Genomic DNA, 17,474 nt, shown 5'->3' with positions numbered 1-17,474 from the left:
TTCAACTTAATATAACTAAGTCTATATTTTCTTGCGATAATTTATTAAGCAAAGAATTGAAAGTATCCGTTGCAGCAATCACTTTCCAAAGGTTGAGATGCGGTTTCCCGATGCAAACAGTCGTAATTTTTCTTTCCTCACATTGTTCCATAATTGCCCTTGTCACATTGGTGTTTTCAACTTTGATAATTTCTGCGCCCAATTCTGTTGCTAATTTAAAGTTATTAATGAGATGACGCTGCTTATCCAGCGCAATTTTATCAGCACTTTCTCTGGGGATTTGAACATACAAAAGAAACCATTTGCTGTTGTAATAATTGGCTAATCTTGCCGCTTTTCTGATGACATTTTTAGCCGTTTTCTCATTCGAACTGATGCAGGCGAGAAACTTTTCTTTTCTGATATTTTTGATTGACGAAACTTCGGTTTCCACTTTCCGTTGCACCTGGGAAGCCACTTCTTTCAAAGCCAGTTCACGAAGTTGAAGGATATTTTCGCTTTTAAAAAAATTGCTTAGAGCAGAATTGATTTTAGATTGGTCATAAATCTTTCCAGCTTTTAATCTGTCAATCAACTCTTCTGCCGTCAAATCGATGTTCACAACCTCATCTGCCTGAGCCAAAACGCTGTCTGGAATTCGTTCTTTGACTTCGATATTCGTGATGTCTTTCACATCTTCATTCAGACTTTCTATATGTTGAATATTGACTCCGCTAATCACATTAATTCCAGATTCCAGAATTTCCATTACATCCTGCCAGCGTTTTTCGTTTTTGCTACCTTCGATGTTTGTATGAGCCAATTCATCTACAATCACGACTTCCGGACGAAGATTGATAACCGCCTGAACATCCAGCTCATCCAACTCTTTTCCTTTGTAAAACAATGTTCTTCTGGGAATCACAGGAAGTCCTTCCACCAAAGCATGCGTTTCTTTTCTATTGTGAGTCTCGATATATCCGATTTTCACATCAATTCCGTTTGACAAAAGTGAATGTGCATCCTGAAGCATTCGATAAGTTTTCCCCACACCAGCGCTCATCCCGATGTAGATTTTGAATTTTCCCCGTCTTGATTTTTTGATTAAATTGAGGAAGTCCTGCGCAGATTTTTTCTCATCCATAACAGATTATCTTTATCAAAGTTAATAAATCCCTTACCAAAATTTTTCGGTAAGGGACATTAATATGGAAACTATTAAAAACTAATGGCCAATGATGTAACTGCCGAAAAATTGTTGTTCTGAAAAACATCATTCCTATTTAGGAAAATCTGGTCTTTACTATTCAGATTTTTGATTTCTGTTCGCCAAACCAGATTCGGAAGAATCCAATAATCTGCATTCAGAGAATATCCAAAAGTCTGGAAACCATTATCGGTTTCTGTGGCGATGATGACTCCTTTTTTATCACTATAATATTCGCCTCTTGCAGCAAAACTCAACTTTTCAGTCACTTTATATTTCGCAATAATTACGGGCGAATACCAGACATTATATTGCTCACTTCCTTTCATTTTCTGTTCTGCTGCGATATCAAATCCTGTCGTCAAAGCCAACTTATCCGAAAGTTGAAAAATCCCATACAGATTATGAAAATAACGCATTTGTTTAATACTGTCAGGTTTATCATTTCCGATAAATGAACTGCTATTCAAAGTGATTTTTTCCATTGGTTTGAAAGTTAACTGATGACCAAAAGCAACTGTAGAATTCCCATCAACTCGTTGAATTCTTTGCCAACCATTCAGAACTAATCCACTAACGAACCATTTTCCATTATCACTTGTGTAAGAGATTTTGGCTCCGCTTTCGTAATAAGGAGAATTTTCAGCCAAAATACTTCTTGTCAAAGTCCAGCAATCTTTGCTGACAGCACTTTCAAAACCGATGTGAGAAGGCAAGATTCCGGCAGCAATCCACAAGTTTTTTGATTTTGAAATCTTAACGCCAACATTCGCTTCATAAATATTTTTCAAAACATCAGGCTCTGCTGCATAATTGGCGTTCATATAAGTTCCGGTTCCAAAAGCAAGGTTTGCGCGTAGTTTTTCGGTTTCATAATTGGCTTTAATAAATCCGAGATTCAGATTCACTTCATTGTTCCGATTGTGGCTGTAAACAAAACCAGGACGTGAATTATTCTTTGGATTATTAGCATCAAATTGATAATATAATTCTGCGTAACCTGTAATTTTCAAAGCTTTGTTTTCTTCTTGAGCAAAAAGCATCGTTGATAATCCCAGCATTGAAAACGCCAGCAGTATAGTTTTTTTCATTTTTAAATTAATTTTAATATTATTTCAAACCGTCAAGCGCAATGTTGAGTTTCAGAACATTGATTTTCTCTGTCCCGAATAATCCGAGGAAAGGTTTTTCGGTATTTGATGCGATTAGATTCTGGATTTTATCTTCATTAATATTTCTAATCTTGGCAATTCTTTTTGTCTGAACATTAGCTGCCTGAACTGAAATATTTGGGTCGAGTCCGCTTCCACTTGCAGTTACAATCTCCGATGGAATCTCAGATTTTTGAATTTCAGGATTATGTTTGATGAAGTTGTCAATTCTTTCCTGAACGGTTTTCAGATAATCAGGATTCGATGGACCTTTGTTGCTTCCCGCTGCTCCAGCTGCGTTGTAATCTACAGCCGAAGGACGAGACCAGAAATATTGGTCTTTTGTAAATGCCTGTCCGACATTCGAATAATATGTTTTATTATTGAAATTCAACACTTCTCCTTTTCCATTGTTTGGAGTAAATTGTGCGATTCCGAAAATAATAAGCGTGTAGAATCCTGCGAAGAAGACGAGACAAACCGCCGTAAGTCTAATTGCTGGTAATATATTTTGTTTCATTTTATTAAAATTTTAAAAAAATAATGACACGACTAAATCAATGATTTTTATGCCGATGAAAGGAATCAAAACGCCTCCCAACCCATAAATCAAAAGGTTTCTTCTAAGCAATGCGCTGGCGCCAATTGGTTTATAAGCAACACCTTTCAAAGCCAACGGAATCAACATCGGAATAATAATCGCATTGAAAATAACCGCTGATAAAATGGCTGTTTCTGGAGAATGAAGATTCATAATGTTAAGACCTTGCAATGCCGGAATCGAAGCGATAAAAAGTGCCGGAACAATCGCAAAATATTTCGCAACATCATTCGCAATACTGAATGTGGTGAGCGTTCCTCTGGTCATTAATAATTGCTTTCCGATTTCAACGATTTCAATTAATTTAGTTGGGTCGTTATCCAAATCCACCATATTTCCAGCTTCTTTCGCAGCCTGAGTTCCGCTGTTCATTGCGACACCAACATCGGCTTGTGCAAGAGCCGGCGCATCATTGGTTCCATCGCCCATCATTGCGACCAATCTGCCTTCGGACTGTTCTTTTTTGATGTAATTCATCTTATCTTCCGGTTTTGCTTCGGCGATGAAATCATCAACACCAGCTTTTTCGGCAATGTATTTTGCGGTCAAAGGATTATCTCCTGTTACCATTACGGTTTTGATTCCCATTTTTCTCAGTCTCTCAAAACGTTCCTGGATTCCAGGTTTGATAATATCTTGAAGTTCGACAACACCTAAAACTTTTTCGTTTTCGGAAACGACTAAAGGTGTTCCTCCGTTACTAGAAATATTTCTTACAGCTTCTTCGGTTTCTTTTGGAAATTTATTACCAGCTTTTTCCACTATATTTTTGATGGAATCTGACGCACCTTTTCTGATTCTGATGTTTTCATAATCTACACCTGAACTTCTGGTTTCTGCTGTAAAATTGATGAATTCAGGATTTTTGATTTCGTAGCTTAAAGGATTTACGGCCGCTAATTCTATAATTGATTTTCCTTCCGGTGTTTCGTCCGCCATAGAACTTAATACAACAGCTTTTATAAAATGTTTTTCATTAATGCCATTTGCCAAATGAAAATGGGTCGCTTTTCTGTTTCCGATGGTAATTGTTCCTGTTTTATCCAATAAAAGAACATCAATATCGCCGGCAGTTTCTACCGCTTTTCCACTTTTTGTAATGACATTGGCTCTTAAAGCTCTGTCCATTCCTGCAATTCCGATGGCTGATAAAAGTCCACCAATCGTCGTTGGAATCAGACAAACAAATAATGATATGAAAGCCGCAATCGTAATTGGTGTATGTGCATAATCTCCGAATGGTTTCAAAGTCACCGTAACGATGATGAATACTAATGTGAATCCTGCCAAAAGAATCGTTAAGGCAATTTCGTTGGGTGTTTTTTGTCTGGAAGCGCCTTCTACCAGAGCAATCATCTTGTCAAGAAAACTTTCTCCCGGTTCTGTGGTTACTCTTACTTTTATTCTGTCAGATAAAACTTTTGTTCCACCAGTCACACTACTTTTATCGCCTCCGGATTCACGAATTACAGGTGCGCTTTCTCCGGTAATGGCGCTTTCGTCAATCGTTGCCAAACCTTCAATTATTTCTCCGTCTGATGGAATAATATCGCCCGGTTCACAAAGAAAAACATCGCCTTTTTTGAGTTGAGATGATGGAACGATAGTAATTTCATCATTAAAAATCTCCCCAACAGGTTTTATCCATTTCGCAGGCGTTTCTTCTCTTGTTTTTCTGAGTGAATCTGCCTGCGCTTTTCCTCTCGCTTCTGCGATAGCTTCAGCAAAATTGGCGAACAATAAAGTGATAAACAGAATTGCTGTTACGATAATATTGTAAATCAAACTTCCTTGATTCATCTCTCCCATCGCAATCCAAACGCAAACGCCGGCCATTACGATAGTTCCAACCCAAACCATAAACATCACCGGATTTCGGAACATTGTGGACGGATTTAGTTTTATAAATGATTGTTTCAAAGCCTCATTGACGAGTTCTGGTTGAAACAAATTGTTGTTATTTCCTTTCATTATTGATAAAATTAAAGTGAAAAATATTCTGCAATTGGTCCTAAAGCCAAAGCTGGGAAAAAAGATAATGCAGCGACAAGGGCGATGACGGCGAAAATCATCAATCCAAAAGTTGGCGTGTCTGTTTTCAACGTTCCTGCACTTTCCGGGATGTATTTTTTAGCCGCCAAACTTCCTGCAATTGCAACCGGACCGATGATTGGTAAATATCTCGCCATCAGCATTACGATTCCGCAGGCGATGTTCCAAAATGGTGTGTTGTCGCCTAAACCTTCGAAACCACTTCCGTTGTTTACACTCGAAGATGTAAATTCGTACAGCATTTCACTGAAGCCGTGGAATCCCGGATTATTGAGCCAACTTGCATAAGTTTCGGGATTATGAGCGTATGTATAACTTGCAATCGCTGTTCCTGCCAGAATTAAAAGTGGATGAAGGAGCGCAATCATCATTGCAATTTTCATTTCTTTGGCTTCGATTTTTTTACCTAGAAATTCCGGTGTTCTTCCAACCATCAATCCACTGATGAAAACTGCGAGGATGATAAAAATGTAAAAATTCAGAAAACCAACACCGACTCCGCCGTAGAAACAGTTAACCATCATTCCAAGAAGCTGATTCATTCCACTCAAAGGCATAAAACTATCGTGCATTGAGTTGATACTTCCTGTCGAAATAACTGTCGTTGCAATACTCCAATAAGCAGAAGCTGCAGAACCAAAACGGACTTCTTTTCCTTCCATATTTCCCATCGTTTGTGAAATTCCCATCTCGGAAATCGCTGGATTTCCATTAACTTCTGAAATTACGGTTGGAATTATCAATAATAAAAATCCGATGGTCATTACTCCAAAAATTGTCCAGGAAAGTTTTCTTCTTTTGATAATGAATCCCATTGCAAAAACCATTGCAAGCGGAATCAGCATCTGAGTTACAATCTCGACGATATTCGTAAAGTAATTTGGATTTTCTAAAGGATGCGCTGAGTTCGGACCGAAAAATCCGCCACCGTTCGTTCCCAAATGTTTGATGGCAACAAATGCGGCAACCGGACCTCGGCTAACATCGACTTTATTGCCTTGCAGGTTTGTGATTGAATCTTTCCCTTCAAACGTCATCGGCGTTCCATTGAATACCAATAATGTTGAAACTAAAATGGCAATAGGTAATAGAATTCTGGTGCAGCTTCTTACAAAAAAGAAATAAAAATTCCCCAATTTATCGGTCGTTCTTTCTTTCATTGCAAAGAAAACCACTGCTGCAACTGAAATTCCGCATCCTGCACTTATGAATTGCCAAAGCATTAATGTTAATTGTCCGAGATATGACATTCCTGTTTCTCCTGAATAATGTTGAAGATTGGTATTCGTCACAAAACTTACCGCTGTGTTGAACGCCAAATCTCCGCTCATCGATGGATTATTGTCAGGATTCAAGGGAAGCCAACTCATATTGGTCAGAACAAACATTGCTGTGAGAAACCAAACAAGATTGATGGTCAATAATGCCAAAAGATGCTGTTTCCAAGTCATTTCAGTTTCGGGATTGATGCCTGAAAGCTTGTAAAATAATTTATCAACGGGATTTAAAATCTTGTCGAGCCAGGTTTTTTCGTTTCCGAAAACTTTGGAGATGTATCTTCCTAATGGAATCGCAAAAGCTACCGCCAGAAAGAACATTAATATAATTCCTAATATTTCTGAGTTCATTTTTTAATTAATTTGAATATTAAAATTTTTCCGGTTTTACCAAAACGTAGCACATATACGCAAACACTGCGATGGCAATAATAAAGAGCGTTATCATATCTTTTCAAAGTATTTTACGGTTAGAAAAAAGAAGGCAAAAAATGATGCGCCCGGAATAATTAATGTGATTGTCATTTTTAAATTTTTATGAGAATTGAATTATGGCTGCAAAAACAAAAACACTAAGAATTACAGCGAGATTGACGATTAAAATCTGAAGATTATGTTTGGAATTGGAAGCTTTCCATTCTTCCCAACTCATTCGGTTTCTGATTTTCATAAGTTGTAATTTTTATAATCCTGATTTGTAAACCTGACGCAAATAAGCTTTCTGAAGTCCTGATGGAATCTTTTCGAAAATCAGATTTTTGTAAACTCTGTCGCAGGAAAAAGTAAGTCTGTCCAACGAATAAATAAAAATCGATTCCACTGCGTTTTTCAAAGTCTGGTCGCCTTTTCTGTAGATTTCGTTCATCTTGTTGAGACAAGTTATCAGAATAATTTTGTCCTTCCTTTGTATCAATTTTTGGATTTGCTTCGTGAAAACATTGATGACCATATAAGAATTTTTGGTCTTGTAGATTTCTTTGAACTCTTCTTCGAATTCAGGAGCAACTTTGATGATTTCCTGAATGGCTTCTGTGTGATTCATTTTATAATTGTTTTGAATCACTAATGCCAAGATATATTCCTTTAAAAAATAAATACACTCAATCAACTATAAATCAATTAATTAAATTTTATTTTGAAGTTTTAAACAACAAAAAAGCCTATCAAAATGATAGGCTTTTTCTCAATATGATAATTAATTTTATGAGATTTTGTATTCTTCTATTTTGCGATAAAGTGTCGCAATTCCGATTTCTAGTAATCTTGCGGCTTCAGCTTTGTTTCCTTTGGTGTAATTCAAAGTTTTTTGGATGTGGATTTTCTCTGCACTTGCCATTGAGAAAGCTGACAATGTTTTGTCCATAGATGTTTGAGAAGTTGAAATCTTCTGTAAATCAAAAGGTAAACTTTCAATTGATAATGTTTGGTTGTCTTCCAGAATTACGCTTCTTTCAATAATATTACGAAGCTCACGGATATTTCCTTTCCAAGAATGTTTTTTCAAGACATCAAGATATTCGTTGGAAATTGATGTTATTTTATTTCCGATTTTATGAGTGAATTTTTTCAAGAAGTAATTGGCCAATTCTTCTATGTCAGAAGTTCTCTCTCGCAAGGAAGGTAGAACAATATTGAAAATATTAATTCGATAATACAAATCTTCACGGAAATTCCCATTATTGATTTCATTCTGCAAATCCCGATTAGTTGCCGCTATGATTCTTACATTCACTTTGGTAGGTTTGCTGTCTCCGACTTTCAGAAATTCTCCAGACTCTAAAACCCGAAGCAATTTAGCTTGTAAATCCAATGGCATCTCTCCTATTTCGTCCAGAAAAACTGTTCCATTATTGGCTTCTTCAAAAATCCCTTTGGAATCTTTCATTGCGCCGGTAAATGCACCAGCTTTGTGTCCGAACAATTCATTTTCCAACAATTCTTTGCTGAATGCAGAACAGTTTACCGCTACAAAATTCTGTTTATTACGATGACTCGCATTGTGAATGGCTTGCGCAAAAACCTCTTTTCCAGTTCCTGTTTCACCGGTCAAAAGCACCGTTGCATCAGTAACTGCGACTTTTTTCGCAGAATTGATGGCGGATTCAATTAACTTGGATTTTCCAATGACATTGTCAAAAGACTGCTTGTTGTCCAATTGTTTTTCGAGTTGCAAAACCCTTCTATTCAAAGCGACTTTTTCCAAAGCTTTGTAAACTAATGGAATGATTTTGTTATTGTCATCACCTTTTGTAATGTAATCGAAAGCGCCGTTTTTAATTGCCTGAACACCGTCTGGAATATTTCCGTAAGCTGTCAAAAGAATGACTTCTATTGATGAGTACTTTTCTTTTATAGTTTTAGAAAACTCAACACCGCTACCATCGGGAAGTTTTACATCGCTAATAACTACATCAATATCAGAAACTTCCAATCTTCTTCTCGCATTCTTCAAATCAGAAGCCTGAAATATTTCAAAACCTTCCAAACCGATAATTCTGGAAAGTAAAGTCCTGATTTTTTCTTCGTCGTCTATGATTAGGATTTTGTTCAATTGATACTATTACTCTGCAAATGTAATTAATAGCTGTTTATTTCCAGCAGAACTTTTTAAAAGAAGTTGAGTCATTGAATTAGAAATGATCCAGTAGCACATTTTTTTCTGAATTTTAAATGACTAACAGAATCAAAAAAAAACGTTGCAAATATCAATATTCACAACGTTTTGGTTTATCACCTTTGCAGAGAGGAAGGGATTCGAACCCTCGGTACAGTTACCCGCACACTAGCTTTCCAGGCTAGCTCCTTCAACCACTCGGACACCTCTCTATTTGAGGTTGCAAATATAATGAAATATCTGAATTCTCAAAAACAATATTAGAATTCTTCTGTAATTTCTCCACAAATATTTTCACTGAAAACCTCCGAAAAAGGTTTTGTATATTTTGGATTCTTCAAAATGTGCATACATTTGGTAATCGCAGACTCTGCTGTCATATCTTTTCCACTGATGGCTCCAATCTTCGTGAAAATATTACTGTTGCTATATTTCCCGAAACTGATTCCTCCTGATATACATTGACTGATGACCACAATCTCAATTCCTCTATTTCTCAATTCCTGAAGAACGTTTTGCGTTTTTTCATTATTAAAAATCGTTCCTGATCCGAAAACCTGCAATACGATTGCTTCAGGCGTTTTGAGTTCCAAGAGAGATTCGAAGTTCATTCCTGGGAAGATTCTGTAGAAAAGAACTTTTTCGTTCAGATAATTATCCAGTTCGAAGTCAGCTTTTGGTTTCCAAAGCAAATCTTTTTCGATGTTGAGATTGACACCAGATTGCCCCAAAATCGGATAATTCGGACTTTGATAAGCATCAAAAAATTCTGCAGAATATTTCAAACTTCGGTTTCCACGCAAGAGTTTGTATTCAAAATAGACAGCAACTTCTTTGATGACAGCTTCATCATTTTCGTAGAGACTGGCGTAATATAAACTTGTTAGAAGATTTTCTTTGGCATCAGTTCGCAAATCTCCAATTGGCAATTGTGAACCTGTCAGAATCACTGGCTTCCCAAGATTTTGAAGCATAAAACTCAATGCAGAAGCTGAGTAAGACATCGTATCTGTTCCGTGGAGAATCAGAAAGCCATCAAAATTATCGTAGTTTTTAAAAATCCAATCAGCAATCATTCGCCATTCTTTTGGTCCCATATCTGAGGAGTCAACTGGTTTTTCGAATGGATGAACGGAAACCTCGCATTCCAAAAGATTCATTTCAGGAATTCTTTTGAAAATCGTAGAGAAATCAAATGGAACCAGACTTCCGGTTTCATAATCTTTTTCCATCCCGATGGTTCCGCCGGTGTAAATTAATAGAACTTTTCTTTTCATAAAACAATATTGATTCGAAGCGAAAATCTGCAGCCCGGCTTGAGCGGAAATCCTTTTTTGTGGCTGGAAAAGCGCTGGAAAAAAGATTGGGAGCGGAAGACGGAAAAGCTGCCATAAAAATTCTCAGCAAAAGTAAATTTTTAATCTGAATCGGGAAAATAAAAAATGCCCGTTAAAAAACGAGCATTTAATTTATGTTTTGGTTAAATTATTTAACCAAAAGTATGCTAGCAATTTGATTTGCCAATTCAGTTCCGATTCTGTCTTGCGCTTCTTCCGTTGCTGCGCCTGTATGTGGCGTCAAAGAAATCTTTGGGTGATTCAAAATAGCGTCGGAAGGCGTTGGTTCGTTTTCGAAAACATCTAAGCCCGCGAAAGCTAGTTTTCCACTGTCAAGCGCTTCTATCAAAGCAGTTTCGTCTATCACGCCACCTCTTGCACAGTTTACGATTGCGGCGCCAGTTTTCATTTTATCCAACTCAGCCGCTCCTATGATTGGTCCATCCTGAGCAGGAACGTGAAGTGTGATGAAATCTGAATGCTGGATCAATTGCTCCAACGGTTCAGTTTCAATTTCAACATTGATGTATTGGCTGTTGTAGAAATCTACTCGCACGCTCGCTTTCCCGATTCTGGTGTCAGAAGCAATCACTTTCATTCCCAATCCAAGCGCGATTCTTGCCACTTCTTGTCCAATTCTTCCGATGCCGACGATTCCGATGGTTTTACCTCTCAGTTCGATTCCAGCTTCGTATTTTTTCTTAAGTTTTGCAAATTCGGTATTTCCTTTTACAGGCATTTGTCTGTTTGCATCTTGCAAGAATCTACAACCTGAGAAAAGGTGCGCAAAAACCAATTCTGCCACAGATTCGGATGAAGCTGCCGGCGTGTTGATCACGTGTTTTCCTTTCTCTCTTGCATAAGCAACTTCGATGTTGTCCATCCCGACACCACCACGTCCGATAATCTCTAGGCTAGGGCAATTGTCCACCATTTCCTTCGTCACCTTCGTTGCACTTCTCACGAGAAGAACCGTCACATTGTTTTCGTTGATGTAAGTGATCAGATTTTCCTGAGCCACTTTCGCAGTGATTACCTCAAATCCGTTCTGTAATAGCGCATTGATTCCAGATTGCGTCAATCCGTCATTTGCAAGTACTTTCATATTTTTATAATTGATAATTGATAGATGATAAATGATTATTGATGTCGATTTGAGTATAAATAAACATCATTTATCAATCATCATTTATCATTGATATTTCTTAGTCACGGAAAACTTCTATGGTCACTTGTTTTTCAACCATATCAGTAAATTTCCCTTTGTATCTTGTTGCTTTTACAAGGTGGTTATCTATCCAATGGTAGTTTCCGCCTCTTGGTTTTCCTAGCAAAACGCTGTGATATTTGAAGCCGTGTTTGTTGAGCCACGTTTCTGTCACCTCTCTCAGGTCCTCTGTTCTGGACGTGAAAAAACAAATCTGGTGACCTTCGTCATACCATTTGTTGATTGTTACCAGCGCATCTGGAAAAGGTTCGCAAGTTACCATTCTTTCTGGCTCTTCATTAGGCACATCTTCTGTAATAGTTCCGTCGATATCGATCAGATAATTCTTGATATCGCCTTTCAGCATTGGGCTCAGATGTTCTACGTATTCTAGTTCCATGAGGTTCAAAATTAAGTTGGCAAAATTAAGCTTTTCTTGTTGAACTCACAAATCATTATCGAATGCTTAATAAAATCTTAATTTTATAGAATATTTTAAAGAAAAATTTACTTTTTGTTTTAACCAAATCAAGAGGAGAGAAAATATTTTACACCTGAAATGATTTCAATTTGGAAAATTATTCAAGCTTTTTGATTGTGTCTCGAACTTTAGGTTTTACTCCGGAAGTTTTAATGTCCAAAATTATCAACTCATTGTTTTCTGAAATTAATGTTGCTTCAAACGTTGGAACGAGTCCAGTTTTCATATTTGTTGTAAAGAAAATTCTTGAAGATTTTGTTGCAATTACTTTTTTGTAACAACAATTTTGTTTCAAGATTTTGTATTGATTTATATTAGCTTCTAAACGATATTGACTGTTTGGAATTGATTTCCCGACAGTCATTGGAAAAGAAAAAGCCACATAAAAGAAAAATAAAAAGTTCCCAATTGCCAAAAACAAAATTAGAAAAAACCTTTTCCACCTTTGTAAAATTACCAATAGCAAAAGCGTGATTGCAATAACAATCAACCAAACTATGGCATAAGGAATTGTGATTTGCAGAATTTCGTACCATTTCAAAAATGCATCTGACAAACTGAAAGCAATCATCACTAAAGATAAAACAAAGAAAATCCTAGTTGCTTTTTGCAAAATATTTTTTGTTGAAGGTCTCATTCGTTAAACTTTATTTTAGTCAAATCCAATTCCCAAGATTTGTCATCTTCATAAGTGATTTTGATCGTGTGATCATTCACAAACTCAATTTCTTTGTTGCAAAAGTGAGCACAACTTTCTACGATAATCGGAAAATAGCGTTTTTTCTGTTTGTCAAATCCAATCACATCACCACGGAAATAACTGGTTAAATAATAATTTTGATTTTCTAAACTTGCTTCTGTTCCACCGGAAATCTCAAACAAATTCTGATTGTAATAAGTAGAAATCACTACATCCATTTCGCCTCCATATCCGGCTCCCCAATTGATCTCGGCTTGATTGTCTTTTTGCCATTTTTCTCTAAAATTTTTGAAATGGCTAGGCTTTTTTTCATCATTTGTTTTTTGATAAATCAGTTTGGACTTCTTGGCAAAATCATAAAGTACTTTTTTCGCAGAAGGATTTTTGTCCAATTTTTTATCTTTTGCAAAATCTCCTTTGATACATTCGGCGCAAAGATTGTCGGGATAACCAGAGTAAATCAATTCGTAATATTCTGAAACATTGTTCGTATTGATCATCCAAAAATGAGCGCTTTGCTCCGGAATTGCCTTTCCTTGGAAAGAATCATTCGCAGAAATAAATTGAAAATCGACATTATTAATTTTTTGATTGTACAAGTTGGTAGAATCGATTTCCAGGTAGTTCCACTCGCCTTCCAGCAATGTGGAACTTCTTGTCTTTATAAATTTATTATCTTTTTTGATGTAGTTTTCCGCCATTAAAACATTGAGCGTATCGGAATAAAAATACTTTCCGCGTGCTTCATTAGACTTAATAAAAATCCTGAAAAATCCGTCATCAGTTGTTTTTAACAAGATGCTTTGTCGGCGCTACTGTCAGGAATTTTGGAATCACGATTCGCAGCTTCGATTTTGAAATCAGGATTATTCAACACTTCTTCTTTCTTTTCTTTACAAGAAAAAATGAAGATTAAGCAAAAAAGGAGAAAGATTTTTTTCATTTGTTGTTTTAATTTTTTAAAACGATTTAGAGACAAATATATTGAGAAAACATTCTCAATCATTTGTAAATCTTAAATATAAAAGTATAAATTACAGTTAACAACCAGCTCAAAATTTATTGGAAATAATGTTTGTAAAGAATCTTGAGTTATTTTAGATATATTTGATTATTAATAAAAACTATGGAAAAGAAACTCAAACTTTGGGACGCTGTGATGATCGTAATGGGATCGATGATCGGAAGCGGAATTTTTATCGTGAGCGCAGATATTATGCGGAATCTCGGTTCTGGCTATTGGCTGATCGTGGTTTGGTTGATAACGACTGTGATGACCGTTGCAGCAGCAATCAGTTATGGCGAGCTCTCGGCGATGTTCCCAAAAGCGGGCGGACAATATACTTACATCACCGAGATTTTTGGAAAACCAATGGGATTTCTCTATGGTTGGGGAATGTTTACGGTGATCCAAACCGGAACGATTGCGGCTGTGGCTGTGGCTTTCGGGAAATTTACGGCTTATCTTGTTCCTTCTCTTAATGATGCTGCATCGATTTTCCAAAGTGGTGAATTTCAGATTACTTGGATTCAAATCTTAGCGATTGTCGTTATTCTTTTCCTGACTTATGTGAATACGAAAGGTGTACAGTTCGGGAAAATCTTGCAGAATGTTTTTACTTCTTCAAAAATAATCGCACTTCTTGGATTGATTATTTTAGGTTTTATTTTGATTGATAAATCCAATTGGAGTTCCAATATGAGTTTCGGTTGGGACGCTTTTCAAAACCTAAAAAACACAGAATGGACGGGAATTTCTGGCGCAACAATCCTTGGTGGCATTGCCGCAGCGATGGTTGGTTCAGTTTTCAGTTCTGTGGCTTGGGAGAACGTCACTTTCATCTCTGGCGAAATCGAGAATCCTAAAAAGAATGTTGTGAAAGCGATGATTCTTGGAACTTCTGCCGTGATGATTCTTTATCTTTTGGTCAATTTCGTTTACCTGAATGCGCTTGACAGAGATTCTATCGCTTTTGCGGCTAATGACAGAGTTGCGGTTTCTGCAGCTGAGAAAATGTTTGGAAATGCAGGAACAATCATCATCGCAATTTTGGTAATGATCTCGACTTTTGGCTGTGTGAACGGAATTGTTCTCGCTGGTGCAAGGGTTTTCCAAACGATGGCAAAAGATGGACTTTTCCTAAAATCAGCCATTGAAAACAACAAAAATGGCGTTCCCGCAAAATCACTTTGGATGCAAGGAATCTGGGCAAGTTTACTTTGTCTGAGCGGACAATACGGGAATCTTTTGGATATGGTTTCCTTCGTGATTGTTCTGTTTTATATGTTGACAGTTTTCGGTGTGATCTACCTCAGAATCAAAAAACCAGAAATGGAAAGAGGTTATAAAACGTTTCTTTATCCTTTCACGCCAGTGCTTTACCTTTTGATTGGAACAGCGTTTTGTATTTTGCTTTTGATTTATAAACCAGATTATACGTTGCCCGGATTGGGATTGATTTTGCTTGGGTTGCCGGTTTACTTTTTTATTAATAAGAAAACAATATCTGATGTTATCACAAATGAGGATTAAAATTCTATTGATATTATTTTTCATATCAGTTAAAATTTCAGCCTGTTCTTGCGCAACAGCTGTCATTGCTCAGGATTATTTTGATTCAGATGTAGTTGGATTAATTACAATTGAATCTACTTATGGAAATGAAATTAAAAAAGAAAAAATATTTGGAGCAAGAACCTACAGAGCAAAAATTAGTTTCGATAAATTGTATAAAGGTCAAAAATTCGAAGAATTAAAAATAATAGGTAATTCTGAAAACTCAAATTCAGCTTCTTGTGAAAAACAAGTGGAAGTTGGAGAAAAATATTTAATACTTTTATATAAAAACGAAAATGGTGAATATGTAGTCTCTCTCTGTAGTAGTATGCTCCAGATTAGTACTAGTGATTTTAACAAAATAGATAACTACAGTAAGCAATTTGATTATTTAGAAAAGAATAAAAGTCTTTTTGGTAAATTTTAAATTTGTAAATTTCTATGATAATTCATTAAAATTTGACGAGGCAAATAAGATTTTAAATAACGAATTTAAATCTGTATTTGGGGAAAAATTAAAAAACAAATTTGGAGTTTATAAAATCAAGTTAGATTCTGAAAATAATATTATTGAAGTCAATTCAATCAAAAAATTTGGTTTAAATGAGAGCAAAATGTTAGCATTAATAAAGAAAAACATTAAAATAGATTATTTATTTGATGAAAATCTAAATTCAGAATATTTGCTATTTCTAAATTTTTAATATCAAGATAATGTCCATCAATCTAAAATCAACTTTTTCGGATTTAATATCAAAGTTCTCCTCAGATGAAAAACTAAAACTCGATTACTGGAAAGAAATAGAACAATCTTATTCTCAAAAAAGCAGACAATATCACAATCTCATTCATCTTGAAAATATGATTCGTGAATTGGGAGAAGTCAAAGATGAAATTATAGACTACGATGCTTTGCTATTTTCAGTTTTCTATCACGACATCATTTATAAAGCAACATCCAAAGACAACGAAGAAAAAAGCGCAGAAATTGCAAAGAAACGCTTAGAAAAAATTAATATTTCAAACGAAAGAATAATTAAAATCTACAATCAAATTCTCGCGACAAAATCCCACAAAAAAAGTAACGATTCTGATACCAATTTCCTTCTCGATGCTGACTTAGCAATTCTCGGCAAAGATTGGAATGTTTATGAAAATTACGTTTATCAAATCAGAAAGGAGTATTCAATCTATCCGGATTTTCTTTATAATCCAGGACGAAAAAAAAGTACTAACTCATTTCCTAGAGTTCGATGAGATTTTCAAAACGGATTATTTTAAAGAGAAATATGAGAAGATGGCGAGAGAAAATATTCAACGAGAAATTTCAATGTTATGATTATCTATTGCAAGTACTATTTAGTTTTAGCAGTATTTTGTCATTCTGAAAGAATCTCAACACACTGAAAAAACCGTTTAGATTCCTACGGAATGACAAAAAAACGAGTTCTATGCTTCCAATAAAAACTCTTTATAATTCCCCAAAAACTTCACATCCGCACCAATCGCTCTCAGTTCGTCCATGGAATTGATGTAAAGCACATCATCCCAACCGCCAACTACGGTTACGAAGAAGAAGTAATTTCCCAATTTGGTTTTCAAAGTTCGGGATTCGATTTTGCTAAGGTTCATATTTCGCCACGCAAAAACCGATAAAACCTGATGCAATCCTCCAGCGTGATCTTGTGGCAAAGTGATGAGCATTGCGGTTTTCTTGCCGATATTTTCAAGATGATTCTCGTAATAATTCTCAGTTTTAGAAATGATGATGAATCTGGTGTGATTCTCCTCGACATCGTGGATGTTTTCATTAAGGATTTTCAAACCGTATAATTCGGCAGCAAATTTATTCGCAACAGCGGCGATTTTTCTTTCTGGATTTTCGGAAACCCGTTTTGCAGCAGCGGCAGTGGAAGCGAATTCCTGTTTTGGAACTTCGGGATAATTTTTATTGAGCGAATGAAAACTCTGCGCTAAAGCCTGCGGATGAGAATAGATTTTCTCAATCGAATCTTGATTTTCCTGACTCGGATGAATCATCAGATGATGTGCAATTGGCATCACAGCTTCAGCCTCGATTTTTATTTCTGGTGTTTGATAAAGGTAATCCAAGGTCATAGAAACCGTTCCTTCAATCGAGTTTTCCAATGGAATAACCGCTTTGTCCACTTCATTGTTTTGAACCGCCAAGAAGCAATCCAAAATGTTTGATTTTGGAATCAACTCGTCATTTGGGAATAACTGCGTTGCGGTCAACTGCGTAAAAGAAGCTTCGGGGCCGAGGAATGCTATTTTCATTTTGCGAAATTAA

At 36.1% G+C, this 17,474-nt stretch carries 20 protein-coding genes and 1 tRNA gene; 4 read left to right on the top strand and 17 right to left on the bottom strand.

Going from position 1 to position 17,474, the window contains the following annotated elements:
• Position 1: 1 nt before the first annotated feature.
• The 16 genes from B0I22_RS03625 to B0I22_RS16065 form a co-directional block, all read right to left on the bottom strand.
• On the bottom strand, positions 2 to 1,123 hold the full coding sequence (locus tag B0I22_RS03625; protein ID WP_133943294.1) for a sensor protein KdpD: 1,122 nt from the start codon (positions 1,121 to 1,123) through the stop codon (positions 2 to 4).
• A 74-nt stretch (positions 1,124 to 1,197) separates the two neighbouring features.
• Positions 1,198 to 2,277 carry a porin gene (locus B0I22_RS03620; RefSeq protein WP_133943293.1) on the bottom strand — a complete coding sequence of 360 codons (1,080 nt, stop codon included), beginning with the start codon at positions 2,275 to 2,277 and terminating at the stop codon, positions 1,198 to 1,200.
• A 19-nt stretch (positions 2,278 to 2,296) separates the two neighbouring features.
• Entirely contained in the window at positions 2,297 to 2,857 is a 561-nt protein-coding gene (locus B0I22_RS03615) for a K(+)-transporting ATPase subunit C (RefSeq protein ID WP_133943292.1), read from the bottom strand.
• A 12-nt stretch (positions 2,858 to 2,869) separates the two neighbouring features.
• Entirely contained in the window at positions 2,870 to 4,909 is a 2,040-nt protein-coding gene (gene kdpB / locus B0I22_RS03610; protein ID WP_133943291.1) for a potassium-transporting ATPase subunit KdpB, read from the bottom strand.
• A gap of 11 nt (positions 4,910 to 4,920) precedes the next feature.
• A complete protein-coding gene (gene kdpA / locus B0I22_RS03605; protein ID WP_133943290.1) occupies positions 4,921 to 6,618 on the bottom strand; it encodes a potassium-transporting ATPase subunit KdpA in 1,698 nt (565 codons plus the stop codon).
• Positions 6,619 to 6,637: 19 nt separating this feature from the next.
• Positions 6,638 to 6,715, bottom strand: coding sequence for a potassium-transporting ATPase subunit F (locus tag B0I22_RS16455; RefSeq protein ID WP_133943952.1), 78 nt, complete (start codon positions 6,713 to 6,715; stop codon positions 6,638 to 6,640).
• Between the two features lie 87 nt (positions 6,716 to 6,802).
• Positions 6,803 to 6,937: a hypothetical protein gene (locus tag B0I22_RS16400; protein WP_281276565.1), complete on the bottom strand. Its 135-nt coding sequence runs from the start codon at positions 6,935 to 6,937 to the stop codon at positions 6,803 to 6,805.
• 12 nt (positions 6,938 to 6,949) lie between these two features.
• Complete coding sequence (locus B0I22_RS03595) at positions 6,950 to 7,309, bottom strand: DUF7674 family protein (protein WP_133943289.1); 360 nt, start codon at positions 7,307 to 7,309, stop codon at positions 6,950 to 6,952.
• Between the two features lie 159 nt (positions 7,310 to 7,468).
• Entirely contained in the window at positions 7,469 to 8,818 is a 1,350-nt protein-coding gene (locus tag B0I22_RS03590) for a sigma-54-dependent transcriptional regulator (protein WP_133943288.1), read from the bottom strand.
• A gap of 188 nt (positions 8,819 to 9,006) precedes the next feature.
• Positions 9,007 to 9,093: transfer RNA gene (locus tag B0I22_RS03585), tRNA-Ser, on the bottom strand.
• A 48-nt stretch (positions 9,094 to 9,141) separates the two neighbouring features.
• Complete coding sequence (locus B0I22_RS03580; RefSeq protein ID WP_133943287.1) at positions 9,142 to 10,158, bottom strand: asparaginase; 1,017 nt, start codon at positions 10,156 to 10,158, stop codon at positions 9,142 to 9,144.
• Positions 10,159 to 10,366: 208 nt separating this feature from the next.
• The gene (locus B0I22_RS03575) at positions 10,367 to 11,323 is read right to left on the bottom strand and encodes a D-2-hydroxyacid dehydrogenase (protein WP_133943286.1); all 957 of its coding nucleotides are present in this window, start codon (positions 11,321 to 11,323) and stop codon (positions 10,367 to 10,369) included.
• A gap of 100 nt (positions 11,324 to 11,423) precedes the next feature.
• Entirely contained in the window at positions 11,424 to 11,825 is a 402-nt protein-coding gene (locus B0I22_RS03570; protein WP_034975001.1) for an LNS2 domain-containing protein, read from the bottom strand.
• 178 nt (positions 11,826 to 12,003) lie between these two features.
• Entirely contained in the window at positions 12,004 to 12,543 is a 540-nt protein-coding gene (locus tag B0I22_RS03565; protein ID WP_133943285.1) for a hypothetical protein, read from the bottom strand.
• Positions 12,540 to 13,403 (bottom strand): hypothetical protein, encoded by an 864-nt coding sequence (locus B0I22_RS03560; RefSeq protein ID WP_133943284.1) that lies wholly within the window; start codon positions 13,401 to 13,403, stop codon positions 12,540 to 12,542. The genes B0I22_RS03565 and B0I22_RS03560 overlap by 4 nt, the downstream gene beginning before the upstream one ends.
• Positions 13,397 to 13,549, bottom strand: coding sequence for a hypothetical protein (locus B0I22_RS16065; RefSeq protein ID WP_166668171.1), 153 nt, complete (start codon positions 13,547 to 13,549; stop codon positions 13,397 to 13,399). Before B0I22_RS16065 ends, B0I22_RS03560 begins: the two co-directional genes overlap by 7 nt.
• 183 nt (positions 13,550 to 13,732) lie before the next feature.
• Between B0I22_RS16065 and B0I22_RS03555 the strand changes: the two genes are divergently transcribed.
• Genes B0I22_RS03555 through B0I22_RS03540 form a run of 4 tightly spaced genes read left to right on the top strand, consistent with a single transcriptional unit; the run spans position 13,733 to position 16,420 of the window.
• A complete protein-coding gene (locus B0I22_RS03555; RefSeq protein WP_133943283.1) occupies positions 13,733 to 15,139 on the top strand; it encodes an APC family permease in 1,407 nt (468 codons plus the stop codon).
• The gene (locus B0I22_RS03550; protein WP_133943282.1) at positions 15,117 to 15,590 is read left to right on the top strand and encodes a hypothetical protein; all 474 of its coding nucleotides are present in this window, start codon (positions 15,117 to 15,119) and stop codon (positions 15,588 to 15,590) included. The genes B0I22_RS03555 and B0I22_RS03550 overlap by 23 nt, the downstream gene beginning before the upstream one ends.
• Positions 15,577 to 15,867, top strand: a complete 291-nt coding sequence (locus tag B0I22_RS03545; RefSeq protein ID WP_133943281.1) for a hypothetical protein — start codon at positions 15,577 to 15,579, stop codon at positions 15,865 to 15,867. The genes B0I22_RS03550 and B0I22_RS03545 overlap by 14 nt, the downstream gene beginning before the upstream one ends.
• A 10-nt stretch (positions 15,868 to 15,877) precedes the next feature.
• Positions 15,878 to 16,420 (top strand): HD domain-containing protein, encoded by a 543-nt coding sequence (locus B0I22_RS03540; RefSeq protein WP_246022132.1) that lies wholly within the window; start codon positions 15,878 to 15,880, stop codon positions 16,418 to 16,420.
• A gap of 192 nt (positions 16,421 to 16,612) precedes the next feature.
• On the opposite strand, the gene pheA is transcribed toward B0I22_RS03540, so the two are convergent.
• Positions 16,613 to 17,461, bottom strand: a complete 849-nt coding sequence (pheA, locus tag B0I22_RS03535; protein ID WP_133943280.1) for a prephenate dehydratase — start codon at positions 17,459 to 17,461, stop codon at positions 16,613 to 16,615.
• Between the last annotated feature and the right edge of the window lie 13 nt (positions 17,462 to 17,474).

It is taken from the genome of Epilithonimonas xixisoli (genome assembly GCF_004365655.1).
In the GTDB taxonomy this organism is placed as follows: domain Bacteria; phylum Bacteroidota; class Bacteroidia; order Flavobacteriales; family Weeksellaceae; genus Epilithonimonas; species Epilithonimonas xixisoli.
Note: the sequence above shows the minus strand (reverse complement) of the source record. Positions and strands in the feature narration are given on the sequence as shown.

What these genes read in the sequence shown, in the direction of transcription:
- B0I22_RS03625 (WP_133943294.1), bottom strand. Translation starts at nt 1,123, where the DNA reads ATGGATGAGAAAAAATCTGCGCAGGACTTCCTCAATTTAATCAAAAAA.
- B0I22_RS03620 (WP_133943293.1), bottom strand. Translation starts at nt 2,277, where the DNA reads ATGAAAAAAACTATACTGCTGGCGTTTTCAATGCTGGGATTATCAACG.
- B0I22_RS03615 (WP_133943292.1), bottom strand. Translation starts at nt 2,857, where the DNA reads ATGAAACAAAATATATTACCAGCAATTAGACTTACGGCGGTTTGTCTC.
- kdpB (WP_133943291.1), bottom strand. Translation starts at nt 4,909, where the DNA reads ATGAAAGGAAATAACAACAATTTGTTTCAACCAGAACTCGTCAATGAG.
- kdpA (WP_133943290.1), bottom strand. Translation starts at nt 6,618, where the DNA reads ATGAACTCAGAAATATTAGGAATTATATTAATGTTCTTTCTGGCGGTA.
- B0I22_RS16455 (WP_133943952.1), bottom strand. Translation starts at nt 6,715, where the DNA reads ATGATAACGCTCTTTATTATTGCCATCGCAGTGTTTGCGTATATGTGC.
- B0I22_RS16400 (WP_281276565.1), bottom strand. Translation starts at nt 6,937, where the DNA reads ATGAAAATCAGAAACCGAATGAGTTGGGAAGAATGGAAAGCTTCCAAT.
- B0I22_RS03595 (WP_133943289.1), bottom strand. Translation starts at nt 7,309, where the DNA reads ATGAATCACACAGAAGCCATTCAGGAAATCATCAAAGTTGCTCCTGAA.
- B0I22_RS03580 (WP_133943287.1), bottom strand. Translation starts at nt 10,158, where the DNA reads ATGAAAAGAAAAGTTCTATTAATTTACACCGGCGGAACCATCGGGATG.
- B0I22_RS03575 (WP_133943286.1), bottom strand. Translation starts at nt 11,323, where the DNA reads ATGAAAGTACTTGCAAATGACGGATTGACGCAATCTGGAATCAATGCG.
- B0I22_RS03570 (WP_034975001.1), bottom strand. Translation starts at nt 11,825, where the DNA reads ATGGAACTAGAATACGTAGAACATCTGAGCCCAATGCTGAAAGGCGAT.
- B0I22_RS03565 (WP_133943285.1), bottom strand. Translation starts at nt 12,543, where the DNA reads ATGAGACCTTCAACAAAAAATATTTTGCAAAAAGCAACTAGGATTTTC.
- B0I22_RS16065 (WP_166668171.1), bottom strand. Translation starts at nt 13,549, where the DNA reads ATGAAAAAAATCTTTCTCCTTTTTTGCTTAATCTTCATTTTTTCTTGT.
- B0I22_RS03555 (WP_133943283.1), top strand. Translation starts at nt 13,733, where the DNA reads ATGGAAAAGAAACTCAAACTTTGGGACGCTGTGATGATCGTAATGGGA.
- B0I22_RS03550 (WP_133943282.1), top strand. Translation starts at nt 15,117, where the DNA reads ATGTTATCACAAATGAGGATTAAAATTCTATTGATATTATTTTTCATA.
- B0I22_RS03540 (WP_246022132.1), top strand. Translation starts at nt 15,878, where the DNA reads ATGTCCATCAATCTAAAATCAACTTTTTCGGATTTAATATCAAAGTTC.
- pheA (WP_133943280.1), bottom strand. Translation starts at nt 17,461, where the DNA reads ATGAAAATAGCATTCCTCGGCCCCGAAGCTTCTTTTACGCAGTTGACC.